At 58.4% G+C, this 20,373-nt stretch carries 20 protein-coding genes and 2 pseudogenes; 14 read left to right on the top strand and 8 right to left on the bottom strand.

The window, feature by feature from the left end:
* Positions 1-11 precede the first annotated feature (11 nt).
* Positions 12-677 (top strand): bifunctional 4-hydroxy-2-oxoglutarate aldolase/2-dehydro-3-deoxy-phosphogluconate aldolase, encoded by a 666-nt coding sequence (locus tag HUW52_RS08545; RefSeq protein WP_008082815.1) that lies wholly within the window; start codon positions 12-14, stop codon positions 675-677.
* 171 nt (positions 678-848) lie between these two features.
* Positions 849-1,424, top strand: a complete 576-nt coding sequence (locus HUW52_RS08550) for a hypothetical protein (RefSeq protein WP_175553399.1) — start codon at positions 849-851, stop codon at positions 1,422-1,424.
* Here HUW52_RS08550 and HUW52_RS08555 read toward each other — a convergent pair.
* Both HUW52_RS08555 and HUW52_RS08560 read right to left on the bottom strand, forming a co-directional pair.
* Entirely contained in the window at positions 1,421-2,602 is a 1,182-nt protein-coding gene (locus HUW52_RS08555) for an aminotransferase class V-fold PLP-dependent enzyme (protein WP_175553400.1), read from the bottom strand. The two genes, HUW52_RS08550 and HUW52_RS08555, sit on opposite strands and share 4 nt — an antisense overlap.
* 29 nt (positions 2,603-2,631) lie before the next feature.
* The gene (locus HUW52_RS08560; RefSeq protein WP_003227425.1) at positions 2,632-2,868 is read right to left on the bottom strand and encodes a DUF3820 family protein; all 237 of its coding nucleotides are present in this window, start codon (positions 2,866-2,868) and stop codon (positions 2,632-2,634) included.
* Between the two features lie 205 nt (positions 2,869-3,073).
* Here HUW52_RS08560 and HUW52_RS08565 point away from each other — a divergent pair, with 205 nt between their 5' ends.
* A complete protein-coding gene (locus tag HUW52_RS08565) occupies positions 3,074-3,541 on the top strand; it encodes a PA2169 family four-helix-bundle protein (RefSeq protein ID WP_016983691.1) in 468 nt (155 codons plus the stop codon).
* 236 nt (positions 3,542-3,777) lie between these two features.
* Here the strand turns inward: HUW52_RS08565 and HUW52_RS08570 are convergent, their stop codons facing one another.
* Positions 3,778-4,248 carry a MaoC family dehydratase gene (locus HUW52_RS08570; protein WP_016983690.1) on the bottom strand — a complete coding sequence of 157 codons (471 nt, stop codon included), beginning with the start codon at positions 4,246-4,248 and terminating at the stop codon, positions 3,778-3,780.
* 42 nt (positions 4,249-4,290) lie between these two features.
* Positions 4,291-5,235 (bottom strand): alpha/beta hydrolase, encoded by a 945-nt coding sequence (locus HUW52_RS08575; RefSeq protein WP_175553401.1) that lies wholly within the window; start codon positions 5,233-5,235, stop codon positions 4,291-4,293.
* Between the two features lie 199 nt (positions 5,236-5,434).
* Between HUW52_RS08575 and fadD2 the strand changes: the two genes are divergently transcribed.
* Both fadD2 and fadD1 read left to right on the top strand, forming a co-directional pair.
* Positions 5,435-7,123, top strand: coding sequence for a long-chain-fatty-acid--CoA ligase FadD2 (fadD2, locus tag HUW52_RS08580; RefSeq protein WP_175553402.1), 1,689 nt, complete (start codon positions 5,435-5,437; stop codon positions 7,121-7,123).
* 354 nt (positions 7,124-7,477) lie between these two features.
* Positions 7,478-9,175, top strand: coding sequence for a long-chain-fatty-acid--CoA ligase FadD1 (gene fadD1, locus HUW52_RS08585; protein WP_016983687.1), 1,698 nt, complete (start codon positions 7,478-7,480; stop codon positions 9,173-9,175).
* Between the two features lie 233 nt (positions 9,176-9,408).
* On the opposite strand, the gene HUW52_RS08590 is transcribed toward fadD1, so the two are convergent.
* Entirely contained in the window at positions 9,409-9,786 is a 378-nt protein-coding gene (locus tag HUW52_RS08590; RefSeq protein WP_007917843.1) for a hypothetical protein, read from the bottom strand.
* A 197-nt stretch (positions 9,787-9,983) separates the two neighbouring features.
* Here HUW52_RS08590 and HUW52_RS08595 point away from each other — a divergent pair, with 197 nt between their 5' ends.
* The 3 genes from HUW52_RS08595 to def all read left to right on the top strand — a co-directional run bounded on the left by HUW52_RS08595 (position 9,984) and on the right by def (position 11,832).
* Positions 9,984-10,175 carry a CsbD family protein gene (locus tag HUW52_RS08595; RefSeq protein WP_008082339.1) on the top strand — a complete coding sequence of 64 codons (192 nt, stop codon included), beginning with the start codon at positions 9,984-9,986 and terminating at the stop codon, positions 10,173-10,175.
* Between the two features lie 164 nt (positions 10,176-10,339).
* Positions 10,340-11,290 carry a YihY/virulence factor BrkB family protein gene (locus tag HUW52_RS08600; protein WP_016983686.1) on the top strand — a complete coding sequence of 317 codons (951 nt, stop codon included), beginning with the start codon at positions 10,340-10,342 and terminating at the stop codon, positions 11,288-11,290.
* 2 nt (positions 11,291-11,292) lie between these two features.
* A complete protein-coding gene (gene def, locus HUW52_RS08605) occupies positions 11,293-11,832 on the top strand; it encodes a peptide deformylase (RefSeq protein ID WP_016983685.1) in 540 nt (179 codons plus the stop codon).
* 27 nt (positions 11,833-11,859) lie between these two features.
* Here def and HUW52_RS08610 read toward each other — a convergent pair whose 3' ends face one another.
* Complete coding sequence (locus HUW52_RS08610) at positions 11,860-12,276, bottom strand: GNAT family N-acetyltransferase (RefSeq protein WP_175553403.1); 417 nt, start codon at positions 12,274-12,276, stop codon at positions 11,860-11,862.
* Between the two features lie 324 nt (positions 12,277-12,600).
* On the opposite strand from HUW52_RS08610, the gene HUW52_RS08615 reads away from it, so the two are divergent.
* From HUW52_RS08615 to HUW52_RS30715, 6 genes and pseudogenes are all read left to right on the top strand, one after another.
* Positions 12,601-13,542, top strand: a complete 942-nt coding sequence (locus HUW52_RS08615; protein ID WP_016983683.1) for a fatty acid desaturase — start codon at positions 12,601-12,603, stop codon at positions 13,540-13,542.
* 140 nt (positions 13,543-13,682) lie between these two features.
* Positions 13,683-14,474 carry a phosphate/phosphite/phosphonate ABC transporter substrate-binding protein gene (locus HUW52_RS08620; protein ID WP_175553404.1) on the top strand — a complete coding sequence of 264 codons (792 nt, stop codon included), beginning with the start codon at positions 13,683-13,685 and terminating at the stop codon, positions 14,472-14,474.
* Between the two features lie 189 nt (positions 14,475-14,663).
* Positions 14,664-15,191: a sigma-70 family RNA polymerase sigma factor gene (locus tag HUW52_RS08625; RefSeq protein ID WP_175553405.1), complete on the top strand. Its 528-nt coding sequence runs from the start codon at positions 14,664-14,666 to the stop codon at positions 15,189-15,191.
* Positions 15,188-16,201 carry an ABC transporter substrate-binding protein gene (locus HUW52_RS08630; protein WP_175553406.1) on the top strand — a complete coding sequence of 338 codons (1,014 nt, stop codon included), beginning with the start codon at positions 15,188-15,190 and terminating at the stop codon, positions 16,199-16,201. The genes HUW52_RS08625 and HUW52_RS08630 overlap by 4 nt, the downstream gene beginning before the upstream one ends.
* A gap of 566 nt (positions 16,202-16,767) precedes the next feature.
* Positions 16,768-17,544 (top strand): annotated as a pseudogene (locus HUW52_RS30710) (PAS domain-containing protein); the annotation flags it as partial.
* A 117-nt stretch (positions 17,545-17,661) separates the two neighbouring features.
* Positions 17,662-18,087, top strand: a pseudogene (locus HUW52_RS30715) (methyl-accepting chemotaxis protein); the annotation flags it as partial.
* A 135-nt stretch (positions 18,088-18,222) separates the two neighbouring features.
* On the opposite strand, the gene HUW52_RS08640 reads toward HUW52_RS30715, so the two are convergent.
* Positions 18,223-18,768 (bottom strand): hypothetical protein, encoded by a 546-nt coding sequence (locus HUW52_RS08640; RefSeq protein WP_175553408.1) that lies wholly within the window; start codon positions 18,766-18,768, stop codon positions 18,223-18,225.
* Between the two features lie 155 nt (positions 18,769-18,923).
* A complete protein-coding gene (locus HUW52_RS08645) occupies positions 18,924-20,348 on the bottom strand; it encodes an MFS transporter (RefSeq protein ID WP_175553409.1) in 1,425 nt (474 codons plus the stop codon).
* Positions 20,349-20,373: the final 25 nt, after the last annotated feature.

A 20,373-nucleotide genomic window follows, 5' to 3' on the forward strand; every position in this document is an offset into this window, starting at 1 on the left:
GAACAGCCGCTATGACAACCCCATCCCCGACCGTTTCCATGGCGGACAAAGTTGCCCTGATCGACAGCCTCTGCGCCAAGGCGCGGATCCTGCCGGTGATCACCATCGCTCGCGAACAGGACGTGCTGCCACTGGCTGACGCTCTGGCCGCCGGTGGTCTGACCGCGCTGGAAGTGACCCTGCGTTCGCAGTTCGGCCTCAAGGCCATTCAGATCCTGCGCGACCAGCGTCCGGAACTGATGACCGGTGCCGGCACCGTGCTTGATCGCAACATGCTCGCGGCTGCCGAAGCTGCCGGTTCGCAATTCATCGTCACCCCGGGCATCACCCGTGACCTGCTGGAAGCCAGCGTCGACAGCCCGATTCCGCTGTTGCCGGGCATCAGCAACGCCTCCGGCATCATGGAAGGCTACGGTCTGGGGTATCGCCGCTTCAAGCTGTTCCCGGCTGAAGTCAGCGGTGGCGTAGCAGCCATCAAAGCCCTCGGCGGCCCGTTCGGCGAAGTGAAATTCTGTCCGACTGGCGGCGTCGGCCCGGCCAACATCAAGAGCTACATGGCGCTGAAAAACGTCATGTGCGTGGGCGGTAGCTGGATGCTTGATCCGGAGTGGATCAAGAACGGCGACTGGGCCCGTATTCAGGAATGCACCGCCGAGGCGTTGGCGCTGCTGGACTGATTGTTACCAGACACTTCGTTGTGTGTTCTACGGCTTTACGGTGCGCTTGGTCGGTGCACCGTTTTTTTTGCCTTGAAGAAAGTGCGAGGACATCACGCGATACATAGTTACCGCACAGCCGCGTTTGCGTGGCGCTAATCTGCGTTCATCTTACGGAAGAGAGAACGCCTCATGGACGACCATCAATCTGTCGCTTTATCAATCAACGCTCTGCACCCGCGGCAGTTGCCCGTGGTTGGCAGTTTCGATTGGCACAACAGCAAGGGCAAGGTGCGCAACATCAGCGCGGGCGTCGAAGGCTTGCCTCTTCTATTGCGGCTGACCCTGGTCGATGCCATGACCGGCGAGCCGGTCAGTGGCGCCGTGGTCCGCATCGAGCAGCACATTGGCACCGACACACTGTGCGGCAGTCAGTCGACCGACACTAAAGGCATCGTTCGTTTCACCAGCCTTTACCCGGATCGGCAAACTGCCTTTTCGTGCATCGCTCTGAGCGTCGCCATCGCCAATGACGATCAACAGCCGCAGTTGTATCAGGAGACCTGGGCGGGGCGTCTGCATTTGCCATGTGCCTGCAATTGCACAGCCACTGATAACGATGCCGTTCGGCTGGCGTTGCGGCCGATCACGGACAATGATCCGGAGGACGGCTACTTCGGCAACCTGACGATCGGCGTCGACACCTTTGCCCTGTCATCGCAGATCGGCGTGGCGGGCTATGACAAATACCTGATCACGGTGTTTTAGCGCAGCTCGTTCAGCGCGCGGACCAGCAACTGCATGTCGGCAGCGGTGGTAGTCAGCCCCGGAGTAATGCGGATGCTCGGCCCGCTGGCCGCGCCGTTGCGCACCACGGTGAACAGGTTGTAGTCGTTGAGCAGGCGCTCGGCCATCGACTGTTGATCATCGTGACGGGTGAAGCGCAGCGAGGTGATGCCGCAATACAGCCGTGGATCATCTGGCGTCATCACCTCGATACCCGGCAAGTGTCGCACCGCGCTGACCCACAGATTGCGCAGATAATTGACGCGAGCGCCTTTGGCCGGTGCGCCGCCGAGAGAGCGATGCTCCTCGAACACCAGCGGCAAGGTCATCAGCGCGGGAATGTTAGGTGTGCTGTACGACGTGCGCGCGCGGATGTCATTGGCCGGGTAATGCATTTCACCCATGTCCGGATCAATGTCGGCCAGGCGTTGCGGCGCGATATAGAGGAAGCCGAGGGTGAGCGGCGCGCCGATCCATTTGTGCAGGTTATAACCCGCGAAAGCGATGCCCAGTGCTTCAAGATCGAACTCGATCTGGCCGAGCGCATGGGCGCCGTCGAGGATGACGTCGACGCCGTGCTCTTTGGCGAGCGCGGCGATGGCTTGTACCGGCATGACCAGGCCGGTGCGGTGAGTGACATGAGTAAGGGCCATCAGCTTGACTTTCGGATGGCCGACGAAGGCTTCGCGGTAAGTCTCCACCAAGCTGTCGTAGCTCGCCGGGTGCGCATGAGCAATCTCGATCACCTCAGCGCCGCGATGTCTGGCCAGCCAGCGCATGGCGCCTTTGACCGTGTCGTATTCCAGATCACTGATCAGCACCTGATCGCCCGGCTGCAAGCGGTTGTAGTTGCGGATCAGCGATTGCAGACCTTCGGTGGCGTTGCGGGTGAACGCCACGCTCTGTGCACGTACGCCAATCAGCTCGGCGAGTTGCGCGCGGATATCGAGGTTGTCGTGCTGCTCGAAACGCTGGCGCACGTACACCGAATTACTCGTGTTGATCAGCTCGATATTGCGTTGGTACTCCTCGATCACCGTGCGCGACATGCGCCCGAAGTAACCGTTCTCCAGGTTCACGGGGCCAGGTTGAACATCGTATCTATCGCCAAACGTTTGCCAAAAGGCTTCGTCACGGGCGCGGCGGGTGTTATCGGGCATGGTCGGCTGACTCTAGAGAGGAGGGCGCTTCAATGGCGCGGGGCAGGTTTGCCGTGTTTGGCGCGCAGCGGTTCGAGCAGGTCCGAGAGGCCGTTATGGTCGATTTCCTGCATCAGCGCGAGCAAGCCACCGAGTTCGCCGTGGGGGAAACCTTCGCGGGCAAACCAGTTCAGGTATGGCCCCGGCAGGTCGGCAATGATCCGGCCCTTGTACTTGCCGAAGGGCATTTCGCGGGTGATCAGCAATTCGAGTTTTTCGGGATTCATCAGGGATTTCGTCTGGCTTCAAATCAGCTTGGAAAATACAGGCATTCTGCATGCAGGCCAAATGACAGATCATGCAAATAACCGTGATACAGATAGTTCACTTATCTTTAACTTGTTGATAAATAACGAAATTTTATAAATAAAAAAGCTGGCACGCACACTGCAATATCCCTTGCATCTTCAACCAATCGCAAGGAATTGAAAAATGACCGACATGAATAAAGAAGCCATCTCTGTACTCAATGACCTGATTGAAACCAGCAAGGACGGTCAGGAAGGGTTCAAGACTTGCGCCGAAGACATCAAGCATCCAGAACTGAAAACCCTGTTTGTGACTCGCTCCGCTGATTGCGCCACCGCTGCAGCAGAACTGCAAGCCGAAGTTCGCAAGCTGGGCGGCGATCCGGAAACTTCCACCAGCGTCAGCGGTGACCTGCACCGTCGCTGGGTCGACGTCAAAGCCATGTTCACCGGCAAAGACGAAGAAGCTGTGCTGAACGAAGCCGAGCGCGGTGAAGACCATGCGCTGAAGGCTTACAAAGAAGCCCTCGAGAAAATCAGCAAGCACAATCTGGTAGGTATTCGTGACCTGGTTGAACGCCAATACCACGGCGTACAACGCAACCACGACCAGGTGAAAGCCCTGCGTAACCAGGCTCGCGCTCGTTCTTAAGCGCTTGTCGGTAACAAAAAACGCCAGCTAGTCTGGCGTTTTTTTTGTGTATGGGGGAAAGCCAAAGCAAGAGCCCCTCACCCTAGCCCTCTCCCGGAGGGAGAGGGGACTGAACGAGGTGTTCTTTCGAGCTACATCGACCTGAAATATCCAGTCGAACTCAAGATCTTAAAACAGCGGAGATCGGCTCCCTTTCCCCCTCGCCCCCTTGGGGGAGAGGGCTGGGGTGAGGGGAATCAGCCAATGCTGATCGGCGGCAAAGTCGGCAACGTCACCGTCTGCTGCTTGCGCGGTGCGAGGATTTCAGCCTCGCCATCCACCACCAGCTCATCCTTCTGGTTGAACACGCGAGTGGCAATGCGCACCCGAAACTTCGGCAATTTCTCGAGAATTTCCAGGCGCACGGTCAACGTGTCGCCAATCTTCACCGGCTTCTGAAAACTCATCTGCTGGCCGATATAAATGGTGCCCGGCCCAGGCAGTTCGCAGGCCACTGCGGCACTGATCAACGCACCGCTGAACATACCGTGAGCAATACGCTCCTTGAACATGCTCGCGGCGGCGAACTCGGCGTCCAGGTGCACCGGGTTGTGGTCGCCCGACATCGCGGCAAACAGTTGAATGTCGCGCTCTTCGACGGTCTTGCTGTAGCTGGCGGTCTGGCCGACTTCGAGGGCTTCGTAAGGGATGTTGGTAACCTGGGTCATCGGTTTCGATTCCTGTGACGGATTCAGTGAATCCACAAAAAATTATTCGCTGCGCTGAGGGCGCGGATGGCTCAGGGCCTGATCGATCCAGGCCAGCACATCAGCGATCACTTCGTCGCGGTTGGTTTCGTTGAACAATTCGTGCCGCGCCTGCGGGTAGATCTTCAGTTGCAGGTGCTGGCTGCCGGCCGTGCGCAAGGCATTGGCCAGATCTGTCAGACGCTTGCCTTCACTCACCGGATCACATTCGCCGCCGATTACCAGCAGCGGCAGGCCCGGGTCGATCTGGGCGAGATTGGACGCTTTGCTGATCTGCTGCAAGCCGCCGAGCAGGTCGATCCACAGTTGATTGGTGCAGCGAAAGCCACACAGCGGGTCGTTGGCGTACAGGTCAACCTCGGCCGGATCGCGGCTCAACCAGTCGAACGGTGTGCGCGCCGGTTTGAATTTGTTATTGAACGAGCCGAACGACAGCCATTCGATCAGCGCACTGCGGCCCTTGCCACCCTGACGGAGTTTTTCCAGGCGGGCGATCTGCCGCGCAGCGCGATACAGCGCAACGGGCTGAAAGTTGGAACCACTGAGAATCGCCCCGTGCAGGCTGGCGCTGTGGTGCAGTAGATAGCCTTGGGCAAGATAGCTGCCCATGCTGTGCCCCAGCAGAATGATCGGCACGCCGGGGTGCTGCTGGCCGATGTGCTGGTTGAGGCTGGCCAGATCGCCGAGCACTTTGCACCAGCCATCATCATCGGCGAAGTGGCCGAGGGTGCCGTGATTGGCGGTTTTGCCATGTCCGCGCAGATCCGGGGCATACACGCCATAGTCTTTGTCGCAAAACGTGTCGGCCAGTCCTGCGTAGCGACCACTGTGTTCCGCCATGCCGTGGGCCAGCAGGATCACCGCTTTCAACGGCGCCGTAGGCAGCCATTGATTGACGAACAGGCGGCTGCGGTCATTCGCGTCCAGCCATAGGGTGTCGTGGATCATGGCGATTCCTTTGCTCAGAGTCGGAACATTGTATAGCGCGTCTGATCAGCCCACGCCACGGCAGGAAGATTCACACGATCAATGACGGCTTTGCCCATATTTGCCTCGATGGCCATTGCTGCTAGTGTCCGTGAAGCTCCGCTTTTTCAGAAATGACAGAAAGCGGCCCGGATCGGCTCAGGTAAAGAGGACAAGAACAATGCAACCTGATTTCTGGAACGACAAACGCCCGGCCGGCGTACCGCTGGACATCGACATGGGTGAGTTCAAGTCGGTGATCGAGGTGTTCGAGCGTTCCTGCAAGAAGTTCGCCGATCGCCCGGCGTTCAGCAACATGGGCATCACCCTGACCTACGCTGAACTTGAGCGTCAGAGCGCTGCCTTCGCCGGTTACCTGCAGGCGCATACCGATCTGGTGCCGGGGGATCGCATCGCCGTGCAGATGCCCAACGTCCTGCATTACCCGATTGCCGTGTTCGGTGCATTGCGCGCCGGGCTGATCGTGGTCAACACCAACCCGCTGTATACCGCGCGGGAGATGCGTCATCAGTTCAAGGATTCCGGGGCGCGGGCACTGGTGTACCTGAATATGTTCGGCCAGAAAGTCCAGGAAGTGCTGCCCGACACCGATATTCAATACCTGATCGAAGCGAAGATGGGCGACCTGATGCCCACCGCCAAGGGCTGGCTGGTGAATACTGTGGTCAGCAAAGTGAAGAAGATGGTCCCGGCGTATTCGCTGCCGCAGGCGATCTCCTTCAAAAGCGCACTGCGCATGGGCCGCGGCTTGGGGATCAAGCCGCTGAAGGTCAGCCTCGACGACATCGCCGTGTTGCAATACACCGGCGGCACCACCGGCCTGGCCAAAGGCGCGATGCTCACTCACGGCAATCTGGTGGCGAACATGCAGCAAGTACGCGCCTGTCTCGCGCAACTCGGCCCGGACGGCCAGCCGCTGCTGCGCGAAGGCCAGGAAGTGATGATCGCGCCGCTGCCGCTGTATCACATCTATGCCTTCACCGCGAACTGCATGTGCATGATGGTGTCCGGCAACCACAACGTGCTGATCACCAACCCGCGCGACATTGCCGGCTTTATCAAAGAGCTGAAGAACTGGCGGTTCTCGGCGCTGCTGGGGCTGAACACTTTGTTCGTGGCGCTGATGGAGCACGCGGATTTCAAGACCCTCGATTTCTCCAGCCTCAAGCTCACCAACTCCGGCGGCACCGCGCTGGTCAAGGCTACCGCCGAGCGTTGGGAGCAAATAACCGGTTGCCGCATCACCGAAGGTTACGGCCTGACCGAAACCTCACCGGTGGCCTGCACCAACCCGTACGGCGATCATTCGCGGCTGGGTACGGTCGGTTTGCCGGTGCCTGGCACGTTACTGAAAGTCATCAACGATGACGGTGTCGAGCAGCCGATGGGCGAGCGCGGCGAGTTGTGCATCAAGGGCCCGCAGATCATGAAGGGCTACTGGCACAAACCGGAAGCTACGGCCGAAGTGCTGGATGCCGAGGGCTGGTTCAAGTCTGGCGATATTGCGTTGATCGAACCGGACGGTTTTGTGCGCATCGTCGACCGCAAGAAGGACATGATCATCGTCTCCGGTTTCAACGTTTATCCGAATGAAATCGAAGACGTGGTGATGGCTCACCCGAAAGTGGCCAACTGTGCGGTCATCGGCGTGCCGGACGAGCGTTCGGGCGAGGCGGTGAAGCTGTTTGTGGTGGCGCGGGAAACCGGGGTCAGTCTCGAAGAACTCAAGGCTTACTGCAAAGAGAATTTCACTGCGTATAAGGTGCCGAAACACATCGTGTTGCGTGAGTCATTGCCGATGACGCCTGTCGGGAAAATTCTGCGGCGCGAGTTGCGCGATATCGCGTAGCCCTTAACCGCTGCGCTTCGCGCATTCGCGAGCAAGCTCGCTCCCACAGGGAAAGAGTAATCCTTGTGGGAGCGAGCCTGCTCGCGAATTTTTTGTTTGATGTCCCCGAAAACCGGGGCTTTCAAGGAGGTCTAGGATTTTTGCTCTAAAATGACTGCTAGATAGTCTTGAGTCATGAATATGACTGTAGGGGCCGCTTTTGGCTCTAGTCGACCCTTGGCAAAGCTGCTACTCTCGGCGCGCTTTGTGACTTCTCGGCCTATGTAAAAGCCAGATTCACCAATACCAAACACACACCAATAATAATCGCATCAAATGCGGTGAAGAATTCGCGTTGCTGAGGAGTGGGCTTCCATGATCGAAGACTTTTGGAAGGATAAATACCCGGCTGGAATTGCTGCCGACATCAATCCGGACGAGTATCCGAACATTCAGGCAGTGTTGAAGCAATCCTGCCAACGCTTCGCCAACAAACCGGCTTTCAGCAACCTGGGCAAGACAATCACCTACGGTGAATTGTACGAATTGTCCGGTGCGTTTGCCGCGTATCTGCAACAGCATACCGATTTGCAGCCCGGCGATCGAATCGCCGTGCAACTGCCCAACGTTCTGCAGTACCCGGTGGCCGTCTTCGGTGCGATTCGCGCCGGGCTGATCGTGGTCAACACCAATCCGCTGTACACCGCGCGGGAAATGGAACACCAATTCAACGACTCCGGCGCCAAAGCCCTTGTTTGCCTGGCGAACATGGCGCATCTGGCTGAAACCGTGGTGCCGAAAACCGGCGTCAAACACGTCATCGTCACCGAAGTCGCCGACCTGCTGCCACCGATCAAGCGCCTGCTGATCAACAGCGTCATCAAGTACGTGAAGAAGATGGTGCCGGCCTATCACTTGCCAAAAGCTGTCAAGTTCAACGACGTGCTGAGCAAGGGCCAGGGTCAGCCGGTGGCCGAAGCCAATCCGCACAGCGGCGACGTGGCGGTGCTGCAATACACCGGCGGCACCACTGGCGTGGCCAAGGGCGCAATGCTGACCCATCGCAACCTCGTCGCCAACATGCTGCAATGCAAAGCGCTGATGGGCTCCAACCTCAACGAAGGTTGCGAGATCCTGATCACGCCGCTGCCGCTGTACCACATCTATGCGTTCACCTTTCATTGCATGGCGATGATGCTGATCGGCAACCACAACATCCTGATCAGCAATCCGCGCGACCTGCCGGCGATGGTCAAGGAATTGTCGAAGTGGAAGTTCAGCGGTTTTGTCGGCCTCAACACGTTGTTCGTGGCGCTGTGCAACAACGAAGGTTTCCGCAAGCTGGATTTCTCCGCGCTGAAAGTCACCTTGTCCGGCGGCATGGCCCTGCAACTGGCCGCTGCCGAGCGTTGGAAAGCGGTCACCGGTTGCGCCATCTGCGAAGGTTACGGCATGACCGAAACCAGCCCGGTGGCCACTGTCAACCCGATCCAGCACATTCAGATCGGCACCATCGGTATTCCGGTGCCATCTACTTTGTGCAAAGTCATCGACGATAACGGTGTCGAGCAGCCGCTGGGTGAAATCGGTGAGCTGTGCGTCAAGGGCCCGCAAGTGATGAAGGGCTATTGGCAGCGTCAGGAAGCCACCGATGAAATGCTCGACAGCGAAGGCTGGCTGAAGACGGGCGATATCGCGCTGATCCAGCCGGACGGCTACATGCGCATTGTCGATCGCAAGAAAGACATGATTCTGGTCTCCGGTTTCAACGTCTACCCGAACGAACTGGAAGACGTGCTGGCGACCCTGCCTGGCGTGTTGCAGTGCGCGGCCATCGGCGTGCCGGACGAGAAGTCGGGCGAGGCGATCAAGATCTTCATCGTCGCCAAACCGGGCGTGACCCTGACCAAAGAGCAGGTAATGGATCACATGCGTGCCAACGTCACGGGTTACAAGGTGCCGCGTTCGGTGGAGTTCCGCGATGCGCTGCCGACCACCAACGTCGGCAAGATCCTGCGTCGCGAGTTGCGGGATGAAGAGCTGAAGAAGATCAAGGCCAAGTCCGCCGCTTAAAACACCAAGCCCCGCAGATGCGGGGCTTTTTGTTGGGGCAGCAGGGTTTGAGATATCTGTTGTTCGGTTAAACCAGCCCCTCACCCCAGCCCTCTCCCAATGGGAGAGGGGGAAAGGGAGCAGATCTTCACGCTGTTCAGAACCTGAGTTCGACTCGATATCTCAGGTCGGTGTATCTCGCCTGAACACCTCGGTCAGTCCCCTCTCCCTTTGGGAGAGGGTTAGGGTGAGGGCTATTGACGAAACGGCGCGAAATTCACGTTAGTCCCCGCCGGACGCATGTCCTGCAGATACGAGTCCTTGTCCGCACTCAATTCCAGGCTCAACGCGGCTTTACGCTTGCCTTCATTACGAATCACCAGCCCTTCGAGCTTTTCACGCAAAAACACCGTCGGCACTTTCAGGTGCAGCAGTTCGTCGGTGGCCGGGGTGTGCATCAGCAGGTGAATCCACTCGTACTGACCGATGGCCAGGCGCGACACCGGCAGGTCGAACCACCAGATGTTGCGGTTACGGTTCAGTTCGGCGAAGTGGCAGTTGTTGGTGCCGAGCACAGCGCCGCCCAGTTCCTTGTTGCGACGGGCGATGGCCTGCGTTTTATCGAGTTTCATAACATTCCTGCGGGATCGGTTCCTGGCGCTTGGCGCCCATATGTTGCGCATTCTCGGGGCTACGCACACAAACATAAAGCCCAACCTGCACGCCACGACGAAATGAACCCCCGAAAATAAATGAAACTTGGCGCAAACCCGGCCAGTCAATCATTACGTACTGACTTTTCCCCCTAATTGCACCAAGGAGAAACACCATGAGTAGCACAGGCGATAAAGTAAAAGGCATGGCCAACGAAGCGGTCGGCAACGTCAAGCAAGGCGTCGGCAAAGCCACCGACAACACCAAGCTGCAGGCCGAAGGCAAGATTCAAGAGAAAAAAGGCGAAGCCCAGCAAGCTGTCGGCAAAGCCAAAGACGCCGTCAAAAAAGGTGTCGACAAGGCGTAATCCAGCCTTGAACGAAATACACGAGCGGCCATCCAAGGATGGCCGTTTTTGTGTCGAAATCCTGCTGAAACCCGGCAAGGTTCGCCAAACAGGCTACCTTGATGTAAAAAACGGCCCCTGAGTCGCCACGACTTCAACCTGTACTGCGGCGAAAGGAGACGCGAATGATATTTCCAGACATGAAAGGTCTGCCCCTGCATCGGGTGATGATGCGCACGGTCACTGAATTCGTCGACGACGAAATGTCGACCTACGCCTCGGCACTGGCCTACCAGATGCTGTTTTCGCTGTTCCCGTTCATTCTGTTTCTGATTGCCTTGATCGGTTTCCTGCACTTGCCGGACTTCTTCTCCTGGCTGCGCCTGCAATCAGAACTGGTCCTGCCGCCGCAGGCACTGGAACAGGTCAATCCGGTGATCGACCAGTTGCAGCAGTCCAAGGGTGGCCTGCTTTCAGTCGGTATCGTGATCGCCCTCTACACCGCTTCCGCCGGTGTGCGCTTGATGATGAGTGCGATGAACGCGGCGTACGACGTGGTCGAAGGCCGACCGGTCTGGAAGCGCTTCCCGTTGTCGATTTTCTACACCGTCGGCATTGCCGGGATGCTGCTGGTGGCCGCCGCGCTGATGGTGCTCGGGCCGCAGGTGATGGGCTGGATCGCCGCGCAGGTCGGGCTGGAAGACTTCATCGTCACCGTGTGGACCATCGCGCGCTGGCCGGTGATCGTGATTTTGATGATGGTCGCCGTTGCCCTGATTTACTACGTCATGCCCGACGTCAAACAGGAATTCCGCTTCATCACACCCGGCTCGGTATTGGCGGTAGTGGTGTGGATCATCGCCTCGCTGGGTTTCGCGTTCTACGTGAAAACCTTCGCCAACTACAACGCGATGTATGGCAGCATCGGGGCGATCATCGTGCTGTTGCTGTACTTCTACATTTCCGCTGCGGTGCTGTTGCTCGGCGCCGAGATGAACGCGGTGATCGAGCACATGTCCAGCGAGGGCAAGGACGCGGGTGAGAAAGTCCCCGGCGAACTCGATGAACATCCCAAACAACACGTCTCGGGCCTGGGCCGCGATCATTCGCTCAAGCCGGACACTGACGAAGTCTGATCATGATCCGTGAAATTCTGAAAATGGGCGACGAGCGCCTGCTGCGTATTGCCCCGCCAGTACCGGCCGAGATGTTCGACAGCCCTGAGCTGTGGCAACTGATCGACGACATGTTCCAGACCATGGAAAGCGTCGGTGGCGTCGGCCTGGCTGCGCCGCAGATCGGCGTCGACTTGCAACTGGTGATCTTTGGTTTCGAACACAGCGAACGTTACCCGGACGCTGAAGCGGTGCCGCAGACGATCCTGATCAATCCGCTGATCACACCGTTGAGTCCGCTGACGGAAGAGGGTTTTGAAGGCTGTCTGTCGGTGCCGGGTTTGCGTGGCGCGGTGGATCGTTATCAGCAGATTCGCTACGAAGGATTTGATCCGAAGGGTGAGCCGATTGTGCGCGTAGCATCAGGTTTCCACGCACGGGTTGTGCAGCACGAATGCGATCACCTGATCGGCCGGTTGTACCCGTCGCGCATTACCGATTTCAGCAAGTTCGGTTTTACCGAAGTGATGTTCCCGGATCTCGATCCCACCGCTGACGACTGATCCCCGAGAACACCACAGGGTTTTGTATTAGGCGGAGGGTCTCAGCTCCATCGCAATCATCGGCTTGCTCCGCGCATACCGGCTCAATCGCTCCGCCATCGCCTGGGGCAGCGCCGGGTCGAAGGTGAACCCGCGTCGCTCATAAAACTCGCGCAGATCCGGATGACAGAAGAGCCACACCGGCTCGCTCACATCCTGCACCGCCGTCGCGATCAACTGCGCGGCAACGCCCTGTTCGCGACACCCCGGCTCAACAAACAGCCCGGTCAACCAGTGCCCGCCAGACACCGGCCGCAAGCACAGCGCGGCAACAATCTCTCCCCGCCGCGCGACCCACAATTGCGCATCGCGAACCGCTTTCATCGAGGACTGGTGGCTGCGGTAGAACTTGTTCATCAACGGCCATAACGACTCGTCGAGCAAGGTGTAATGGGTGTCAGGCATGGGTTCGGACTGTCGGTGGGCAAAGCGGCGATTATAAAAGAACGCACGGCTCTGGATAGGTGTATACCTGACCTCACATCCCCTGTGAGTGGAGTACGCATCATGTCCAAAGGTATGGATTCAAAGAAAGCCGCGAAGAAGAAACCGGCCAAGACTGCGATTGAAAAACGCGCAGAGAAGAAAGCCAAGAAAGTCGACATCTTCGGTCATTGATCACGCCTTTCCGGAGCCCGGTTCTCGGGCTCCTGCCTTGACCTGAAAATAATCTGCAAGATCCAGCATCGTCGTTGCACAGAAGGGCAAGACTCCCGTTTGAGCAACGCCATGCCTCATTACTTCGACGCCGCCCATCGTCAGCAGATCGACACCCTGCGCCAACGCTTTACTGCCCGCACCGAATGGCCGACCTGGCTGTTGCTGATCGGCGTCTATGCAGGCTGGTTTGCCATTGTGCTCAACAGTCACTGGCTGGGCCGTGCCTTGAGCACGCTGTTGCTGATTCCGCTGGTGGTGTTGTGGCTGTCGGTGCAGCACGAGTTGCTGCACGGGCATCCGACGCGCTGGGTGCGCCTCAACAAGATACTTGGCTACGCGCCCTTTGCCGTGTGGTATCCGTACACGCTGTATCGCGACAGCCATTTGCTGCATCACCGCGATGAGGATCTGACCGTACCCGGGCTCGATCCGGAAAGCCGTTACCTGAGCCGCGCTGGCTGGCAGGGCAGTTCGCTGTTCGAACGGAGCCTGCACTGGCTGAACAAAACCGTGCTCGGGCGTTTCGTGCTCGGCGCACCGCTGGCGCTGATGGCACTGGCCCAAGAAGAGTGGCTGCGGCTGAAGAATGGTGAGCGCCCGGCCTGGTCGATGTGGCTGACCCACGGGCTGTTCACGTTATTGATGCTGTGGTTCATCGCCCGTTTCAGCGCGCTGCCCGTCTGGCATTACCTGCTGTTGATCAGTGTGCCGGCGCTGTCGATCGCGATGATCCGCTCCTATTATGAACATCGCCCACATGCGCAACCGGAACAGCGCACAGTGCTCAATGAGGCCGGTTGGCCTTGGCGCTGGTTGTTCCTGAATCTCAATTTTCATCTGGTGCATCACGATTTGCCCAAGCTGGCGTGGTACGACTTGCCGAAGGTTTACCGGATGCATCGCGAGCAATGGATCGCGCGCAGTGGCGGGTTTCTGGTGCGCGGATATGGCGAGTTCTGGCGGCGCAATGGCTTCAAGCCGATTGACAGTCCCGAGCATCCTTACCACTAACCCGAGAACACTACCGCCCCCTGTGGGAGCGAGCTTGCTCGCGAATGCGGCTTATCAGTCCAAAATGTTTTGAATGACTCACCGCTTTCGCGAGCAAGCTCGCTCCCACATTGGCTATTTGTTACTCGGGGAAAATGTGTATGACCCAACACCACACCGAATTTCTGATGTACGTCGCCCCCGAACCGATCCGCGTGGCGAATGAGCGCTGGATTGCACGCATTCTCGAGCAACTTGGCCACACTCGCCTGAGCGCTGAAGGCCTGTCACTGCCAGAACTCTGGTTATCCCCCGATCTGCTGCTCACGCAAACCTGCGGCTACCCGCTGATGACTGCATTGCGCGGACACGTGCGCATCGTCGGCCGCCCCCGTTACGAACTCCCCGACGCCAGCGCCGGCAACCATTGCAGCCTGATCCTCAGCCGAGTTGACGACCCACGCAAAACCCTGGCGGACTTTCACAACAGTCGCGGGGTGATCAACAGCGAAGACTCCAATAGCGGAATGAACCTGTTGCGCCAGCGCTTGGCGCCACTGAATCAGGACGGACAATTCTTTGCCTCGGTCGGCATCAGCGGCGGCCATCGCGAGAGCCTGCGCTGGCTGCGCGAAAACCGCGCCGATCTGGCCGCCATCGACAGCGTCACCTACGCCTATCTGGCGCAACATGCGCCGGAAGACGTCCGTGCCTTGCGGGTGGTCGCGCGCAGTGCCCTGAGCCCGACCTTGCCGTTCATTACCGTCGCCAGCGCCACGGATGAGCAGATCGAGCAGCTCCGACAGGTAATGAATGAAACCTTGCGCGAACTCCCTGATGTCGCACAGACCTTGGGATTGCCTGAGGTGTTTGCGGCCAGTGAGCGCGATTATCAAATCCTGCTCGACTATCAGCGTGAGGCTGAAGAACTTGGCTATGGCCGCTTGCGCTAAAAGATCGCAGCCTTCGGCAGCTCCTACAGGGGATCGGTGTAGGAGCTGCCGAAGGCTGCGATCTTTTGATCTTTTATTTGTAAATGGAATATAAAAATTCGTTTTAAGTATTTTTAACGAATAAGGCGCCTTGTTACGATCGCGCCACCGGAACACCGGACATTCAGCGAGCCTTAACCAGGAGCCCCTATGTCCGGCGCCGAGCTTTCCCATCGCAACACCGTGGACGATCTGTTTCGCGCTCACTATCGCTGGCTCTGTGCTTACCTGCGCGGTCATCTGCACGACGCGGCCGGCAGCGAAGACATCGCTGCTGAGACCTTTGCGCAATTGCTCGAAGCCCCGTCGCTGAGGGCCATCCGCGAACCCCGCGCCTTGCTGACGACCATCGCCCAGCGCCTGCTCTATCAACGCTGGCGGCGCGGTGATCTGGAGCGTCGTCATCGCCAGCAACTCGATGTCGATTACGCCGTTTCGCCTGAAGATCTCGTCACCCTATCGCAAACCCTCAACCGCCTCGATCACAGCTTGAAACGCTTGCCTGACAAGGTCCGCACGACGTTTCTGCTGGCCCGCATCGACGGCCTGACCTACCCGCAAATCGCTGCCGAACTGGGCATTTCCCAGCGCTCGGTCAGCGAGTACATGAACCGTTCCCAAGCGCTGTGCGATCGCCACAGCGCCAACCAATCCCTGCAAGACAAGAGGTCCGCATGAGATCGATCAAAACCCTGCTCGGCACGTCGCTGCTGGCGTTGAGCCTGAGTGTCGGCGCTGTTTCGGCGACGGAAAAAACCGCGCCGATCCACTTCGGCGACATCACTTGGGAAAGCGGCAGTTTCATCACCGAAGTGCTGCGCCTGATCGTTGAAAAAGGCTACGGCTACCCGACCGACACGTTGCCCGGCAGCACGGTCAGCCTGGAGGCCGCGCTGGCGAAAAATGACATTCAGGTGATCGGCGAGGAATGGGCCGGGCGCAGTCCGGCGTGGGTCAAGGCGGCCGCCGAGGGCAAGGTGTTCGGTTTGGGCGACACGGTCAAAGGGGCCACCGAAGGCTGGTGGGTGCCGGAGTATGTGATCAAGGGCGACCCCGAGCGCGGCATCAAAGCGTTGGCACCAGAGTTGAAATCGGTGGCCGATCTGCCGCGCTACAAAGACGTGTTCCGCGACCCGGAAGATCCGTCTCGCGGGCGTTTCCTCAACAGCCCGACCGGTTGGACTTCGGAGATCGTCAACAGCCAGAAGCTCAAGGCCTATGCGCTGAACGACAGCTTCGTGAATTTCCGCACCGGTTCCGGCGCTGCACTGGATGCCGAGGTGGCATCGTCGATCAAACGCGGTAAACCGGTGCTGTTCTACTACTGGTCACCGACGCCGCTGCTGGGGCGATTCAAACTGGTGAAACTGGAAGAACCGCCGTTCGATGCCGAGGCCTGGAAGACTTTGGCCGATGCCAACAACCCGAATCCAAAAGGCACCCGGTCGATGCCGGCGAGCCTGGCGATTGGCGTGTCAGCGCCGTTCAAGACGCAGTATCCGGAGCTGGTGACATTCTTTGAAAAGGTCGATTTGCCGATTGATCTGCTGAACCAGACTTTGGCGGGGATGAGTGAAAAACGTTTGCAGCCGAGAGTGGTGGCGCAGGCGTTTTTGCGTGATCAGCCGCAGGTCTGGAAGCCTTGGGTGCCAGCTGAGGTGGCGACCAAGGTGAGCGGAAGTCTGTAAGTCATTTCTGTTGTTTTTGTAGTGCTTCTCATGGCGCCTTCGCGAGCAGGCTCGCTCCCACATTGCAATGCGTTTCTCCTGTGGGAGCGAGCCTGCTCGCGAAAGCGCCCGCTCCGGCAACAATTCTCCCCGCGCTGAACCGTTTCTTGTGCAAAAAGTGCCAGATACTGGCCGACTAGTGGCCTTGCGCAGGTCTTTGCACTGGCTATGCTTCCCGTAACTAACTATGTCGACCGTCATGTCAAAACGTGGCTGAAACGCAGGGTTGGTCCGTGAATTCATGCTGCCAGAGTGCGCAACCCAAGGCACCGACACTGAACCAACAAGGAGCGTCGCTTACATGGAAGTTCTTCAACGCGTTAGGGCTGGCCCGCGTGCGGGCTATCAAGAGAAGGATGTCTTGATTAGAGCGTCGCTGCATGGACTCTCCGATTGATCATCATTTATCACCTGACAACTTCCTCCCGTGGAGGAATGCGTGTGCCTGTTCTGTGGAACGTAGTGGTGGATCGTGAAAGAACTGAACTTTCATCAAATCAAAAGTCCGCGCGGAAGGTGATACAACCATGTTCAACCTACATCACAAGGCTGACCTGCAGCAGATCGAGCGATTCAGCTGCGCCTTGACCGAGGCCAACGCTAAGCTGGAAGCGATCAGCCGTTCAATGGCAATGATCGAGTTCACCCCTGAGGGCATCGTCCTGGATGCCAATGAAAATTTCTGCAAGACCATGGGCTACAGCGCCGATGAAGTGCGCGGCAAACATCACCGGGTGTTTTGTGAAGAGGCTTTCTATCGCAGCGAGGAGTACGCCAAGTTGTGGCGTGATCTGGCTCGCGGTGAGCCGATCAGCGGCACTTTTCTGCGCTTGAACAAGGCCGGCAGGGAAGTCTGGCTCGAAGCCAGTTACATGCCGGTGTATGGCCCGGACAAGCAAGTTCAAAGCGTGATCAAAGTGGCGGCGGACATTACCGCGCGGATCAACAAGGAACATGAAGAAGAAAGCATGCTGGCCGCGATCAGCCGCTCGATGGCGGTGATCGAGTTCACCCCGGAAGGCAATGTCATCGCCGCCAACGACAACTTTCTGAAGACCATGCAGTACTCGCTCAACGAAATCGTCGGGCATCACCACAGCATGTTCTGCCACCGCGCCGAAGCCGAGTCTTCGCAGTACAAGGCATTCTGGGCCTCACTCAATCGCGGCGAATATCACTCGCATCGTTTCGAGCGCAAGAACAAGTCGGGGCACATGGTCTATCTGGAAGCGTCGTACAACCCACTGTTCGACGCCAAGGGCCGCCTGTACAAGGTGGTGAAATTCGCCAGCGACATCACCCATCAGATGACCACGTTGCAGAACGCCGCCGAATCGGCCCACAGCACCTCGGTACAAAACGACGCCTGCGCGCAAAAAGGCTCACAGGTCGTGCAGCAAACGGTGCAGATCATCCAGGACATTTCCCGCGACCTCAACGAAGCGGCGGCGAGCATCGATGCGGTGAGCAAACAGTCAGACATCATCGGCACCATCGTGCAGACCATTCGCGGGATTGCCGATCAGACCAATTTGCTGGCGCTTAATGCTGCGATTGAAGCGGCACGGGCCGGGGAGCACGGACGGGGTTTTGCGGTGGTCGCGGACGAAGTGCGCAGCCTCGCGGCAAGGACAAGTCAGGCGACCCTGGAAATTGTCGATGTGGTGCGCAAGAACCATGACCTGTCGCTGAGTGCGGTATCGAGTATGCAATCAAGCCTGAGCCGCACCGGACTGGGAGTGGAGCTGGCGAATGAGGCGGGGGAGGTGATTCTGGAGATTCAGCAGGGCTCAAGGCATGTGGTGGATGCGATCAGTCAGTTCAACGAAACCCTGCAACTGAACTGATTTCTTCAGCTGGATACAATCAATGTGGGAGCGAGCTTGCTCGCGAAAGCGATGTGTCAGTCGGTGGAAATTTCACTGATACACCGCCTTCGCGAGCAAGCTCGCTCCCACATTTGATTTCAGGCGACCTGGAGATCACAGCGCGGCGAGAAACTTGTCCGCCTGCTTGTCGCTGTCCTTCACGTCGTTGTCTTTCTCCGCCTGCGCCAACTTCATCTTGTCCTGCAAGCGCTCGGCGATCTCTTTGCCGATGGCCAGTTGTTTCTCCGGCGGCATGGCTTTGATGTCGTCTTCGGTCAGCCCCATCGACTGCAGGATACTGTCGCGCAGACGCTGTTCCGGCGTCTTGCTCATGTAGTCCTTGAATTCATCGGTGGCGGATTTTGCCGAGGCCGTGGTGGCATCGGTGGCTTGCAGGTTGACGCGGGTCTTGGCGAACGCTTCGTCGACGTTGTCGCTGATGCGTGTGGCTTCGCTGACTTGCTGGGTGGCGATCTGCGTGGCCGAGTCCTGCACCTTGGCGGTGGCTTCGGCGGTTTGCGCCTGGGTCTGGTTTTGCAGGGTTTGCAGCATGGCGCCGTGCAGGCCACCTTGCAGACCGGCCGCAGCGGTGGACGTCGCATCGTCATTCAGCGCTTTTGGCAGATGAATGATTTGCTGTTGTTTGGCACTGATCAACATGATGTGTGGACCTGTAGTTAATTGCTGACTGGCGTAGCGGAGCAATTACCGTGCCTTCTGAATGAATCCTTTTATTTCAACAAGTTGTTCGTCAGTCAGGTGTTGGTGGCGGTCATCCCTTGCCGATAAGCGGCAGGGGATGACCGTTGCCACCCTCAGCGATGGGCAATGTTCTCCAGCGCCAGATTGCGTGTATGCGGGCCGAACCAGCCGATGGTCAACATCACGATCAGCATGCTGCTGACGATAAATGCCAACACTCCCGGTGTGCCGAAGTTGTCGAGAAACAGACCGATCAACAGACTGCTGAACACCGTCGACAAGCGACTGAACGAATAACAGAAACCCACAGCGCGGGCGCGGATGTTGGTCGGGAACAGTTCGCTCTGGTACGAGTGATAACTGAAGCTCAACCAGGCGTTGCAGAAGGTGATCATCACCCCGCAGAAGATCAGCCCGAACGCGCTGGTCTGCAAGGCGAACAAGGTGCCGAAGGTCATAGCACCGAGGGCCGAGCCGACGATCTGCCACTTGTTCTCGAAGCGGTTGGCGAATTTCACGAACAGCAACGGGCCGAGCGGGTAGGCGAGGGTGATGATGAAGGCGTACATCAAACTGTGAGTGACGCTGACGCCCTGACCGGACAGCAGCGCCGGCAACCAATTGCCGAATCCGAAGAAACCGATGGCCTGGAAAATGTGGAAGACGATCAACATCAACGCGCGACGGCGATACGGCGGCTGCCAGATATCGGCGAAGCGGCCCTTGCCTTCGACGTCGACCGGTACGGTTTCCGGCGTATCCAACGGTTTGCCGTGATCCTTCGCGCAGCGTGCTTCGATGCCATCGAGAATCCGGTTGGCTTCATCAAAGCGGCCATGCTGCGCGAGCCAGCGCGGCGACTCCGGCAGACGCTTGCGCAGCCACCAGATAAACAGCGCAAACACCGCACTGGCCAACACCACCCAGCGCCAGCCGCTGATGCCGAACGGCGCTTGCGGCACCAGCCACCACGACATCAGCGCCACGGCCGGCACCGACAAGAACTGTATGAAAAACGCGAAGGCAAACGCCGAACTGCGCATGCGCTTGGGCACCAGTTCCGAGAGGTAGGCGTCGATGGTCACCAGTTCGATACCCAAACCGATGCCGACCAGAAAGCGCATGCAGATGATGCCCAGCGCCGAACTCTGAATCCCCATCAACACCGTCGCCACCGTGTACCAGACCAAGGCGAAGGTGAAGATCGCGCGGCGGCCAAAGCGATCGGCCAACGGGCTGAGCAGGCTGGCGCCGAGGAACAGGCCAAGGAACGTCGCCGAGGCAAACGCCGCTTGATCGGAGAAACCGAACACACCCTGATTGCCGGTGGCAAAGATGCCGTCGCGGATCAGACCGGGGCTGATGTAGGCGGTCTGGAACAGGTCGTACAGTTCGAAAAAACCACCGATCGACAGTAGCGCCACTAGCCGCCAGATCGTTGCGACCGCCGGAAGGCGATCGATGCGGGCGGACACCTGAGCGGCGCGGATCGGGTCGATGCCGTCGCTTTGCGCGGCGGCGGGGGCGTGAGCAGTCATGGGCTGATCCATTTTTTATTGATGG

The organism is Pseudomonas sp. 43A (genome assembly GCF_013363935.1).
Classification (GTDB): Bacteria; Pseudomonadota; Gammaproteobacteria; order Pseudomonadales; family Pseudomonadaceae; genus Aquipseudomonas; species Aquipseudomonas crudilactis.

What these genes read in the sequence shown, in the direction of transcription:
- fadD2 (WP_175553402.1), top strand. Translation starts at nt 5,435, where the DNA reads ATGCAACCTGATTTCTGGAACGACAAACGCCCGGCCGGCGTACCGCTG.
- def (WP_016983685.1), top strand. Translation starts at nt 11,293, where the DNA reads ATGATCCGTGAAATTCTGAAAATGGGCGACGAGCGCCTGCTGCGTATT.
- HUW52_RS08590 (WP_007917843.1), bottom strand. Translation starts at nt 9,786, where the DNA reads ATGAAACTCGATAAAACGCAGGCCATCGCCCGTCGCAACAAGGAACTG.
- HUW52_RS08630 (WP_175553406.1), top strand. Translation starts at nt 15,188, where the DNA reads ATGAGATCGATCAAAACCCTGCTCGGCACGTCGCTGCTGGCGTTGAGC.
- HUW52_RS08550 (WP_175553399.1), top strand. Translation starts at nt 849, where the DNA reads ATGGACGACCATCAATCTGTCGCTTTATCAATCAACGCTCTGCACCCG.
- HUW52_RS08545 (WP_008082815.1), top strand. Translation starts at nt 12, where the DNA reads ATGACAACCCCATCCCCGACCGTTTCCATGGCGGACAAAGTTGCCCTG.
- HUW52_RS08595 (WP_008082339.1), top strand. Translation starts at nt 9,984, where the DNA reads ATGAGTAGCACAGGCGATAAAGTAAAAGGCATGGCCAACGAAGCGGTC.
- HUW52_RS08615 (WP_016983683.1), top strand. Translation starts at nt 12,601, where the DNA reads ATGCCTCATTACTTCGACGCCGCCCATCGTCAGCAGATCGACACCCTG.
- HUW52_RS08625 (WP_175553405.1), top strand. Translation starts at nt 14,664, where the DNA reads ATGTCCGGCGCCGAGCTTTCCCATCGCAACACCGTGGACGATCTGTTT.
- HUW52_RS08645 (WP_175553409.1), bottom strand. Translation starts at nt 20,348, where the DNA reads ATGACTGCTCACGCCCCCGCCGCCGCGCAAAGCGACGGCATCGACCCG.
- HUW52_RS08575 (WP_175553401.1), bottom strand. Translation starts at nt 5,235, where the DNA reads ATGATCCACGACACCCTATGGCTGGACGCGAATGACCGCAGCCGCCTG.
- HUW52_RS08560 (WP_003227425.1), bottom strand. Translation starts at nt 2,868, where the DNA reads ATGAATCCCGAAAAACTCGAATTGCTGATCACCCGCGAAATGCCCTTC.
- HUW52_RS08600 (WP_016983686.1), top strand. Translation starts at nt 10,340, where the DNA reads ATGATATTTCCAGACATGAAAGGTCTGCCCCTGCATCGGGTGATGATG.
- HUW52_RS08570 (WP_016983690.1), bottom strand. Translation starts at nt 4,248, where the DNA reads ATGACCCAGGTTACCAACATCCCTTACGAAGCCCTCGAAGTCGGCCAG.
- HUW52_RS08565 (WP_016983691.1), top strand. Translation starts at nt 3,074, where the DNA reads ATGACCGACATGAATAAAGAAGCCATCTCTGTACTCAATGACCTGATT.
- HUW52_RS08640 (WP_175553408.1), bottom strand. Translation starts at nt 18,768, where the DNA reads ATGTTGATCAGTGCCAAACAACAGCAAATCATTCATCTGCCAAAAGCG.
- fadD1 (WP_016983687.1), top strand. Translation starts at nt 7,478, where the DNA reads ATGATCGAAGACTTTTGGAAGGATAAATACCCGGCTGGAATTGCTGCC.
- HUW52_RS08620 (WP_175553404.1), top strand. Translation starts at nt 13,683, where the DNA reads ATGACCCAACACCACACCGAATTTCTGATGTACGTCGCCCCCGAACCG.
- HUW52_RS08610 (WP_175553403.1), bottom strand. Translation starts at nt 12,276, where the DNA reads ATGCCTGACACCCATTACACCTTGCTCGACGAGTCGTTATGGCCGTTG.
- HUW52_RS08555 (WP_175553400.1), bottom strand. Translation starts at nt 2,602, where the DNA reads ATGCCCGATAACACCCGCCGCGCCCGTGACGAAGCCTTTTGGCAAACG.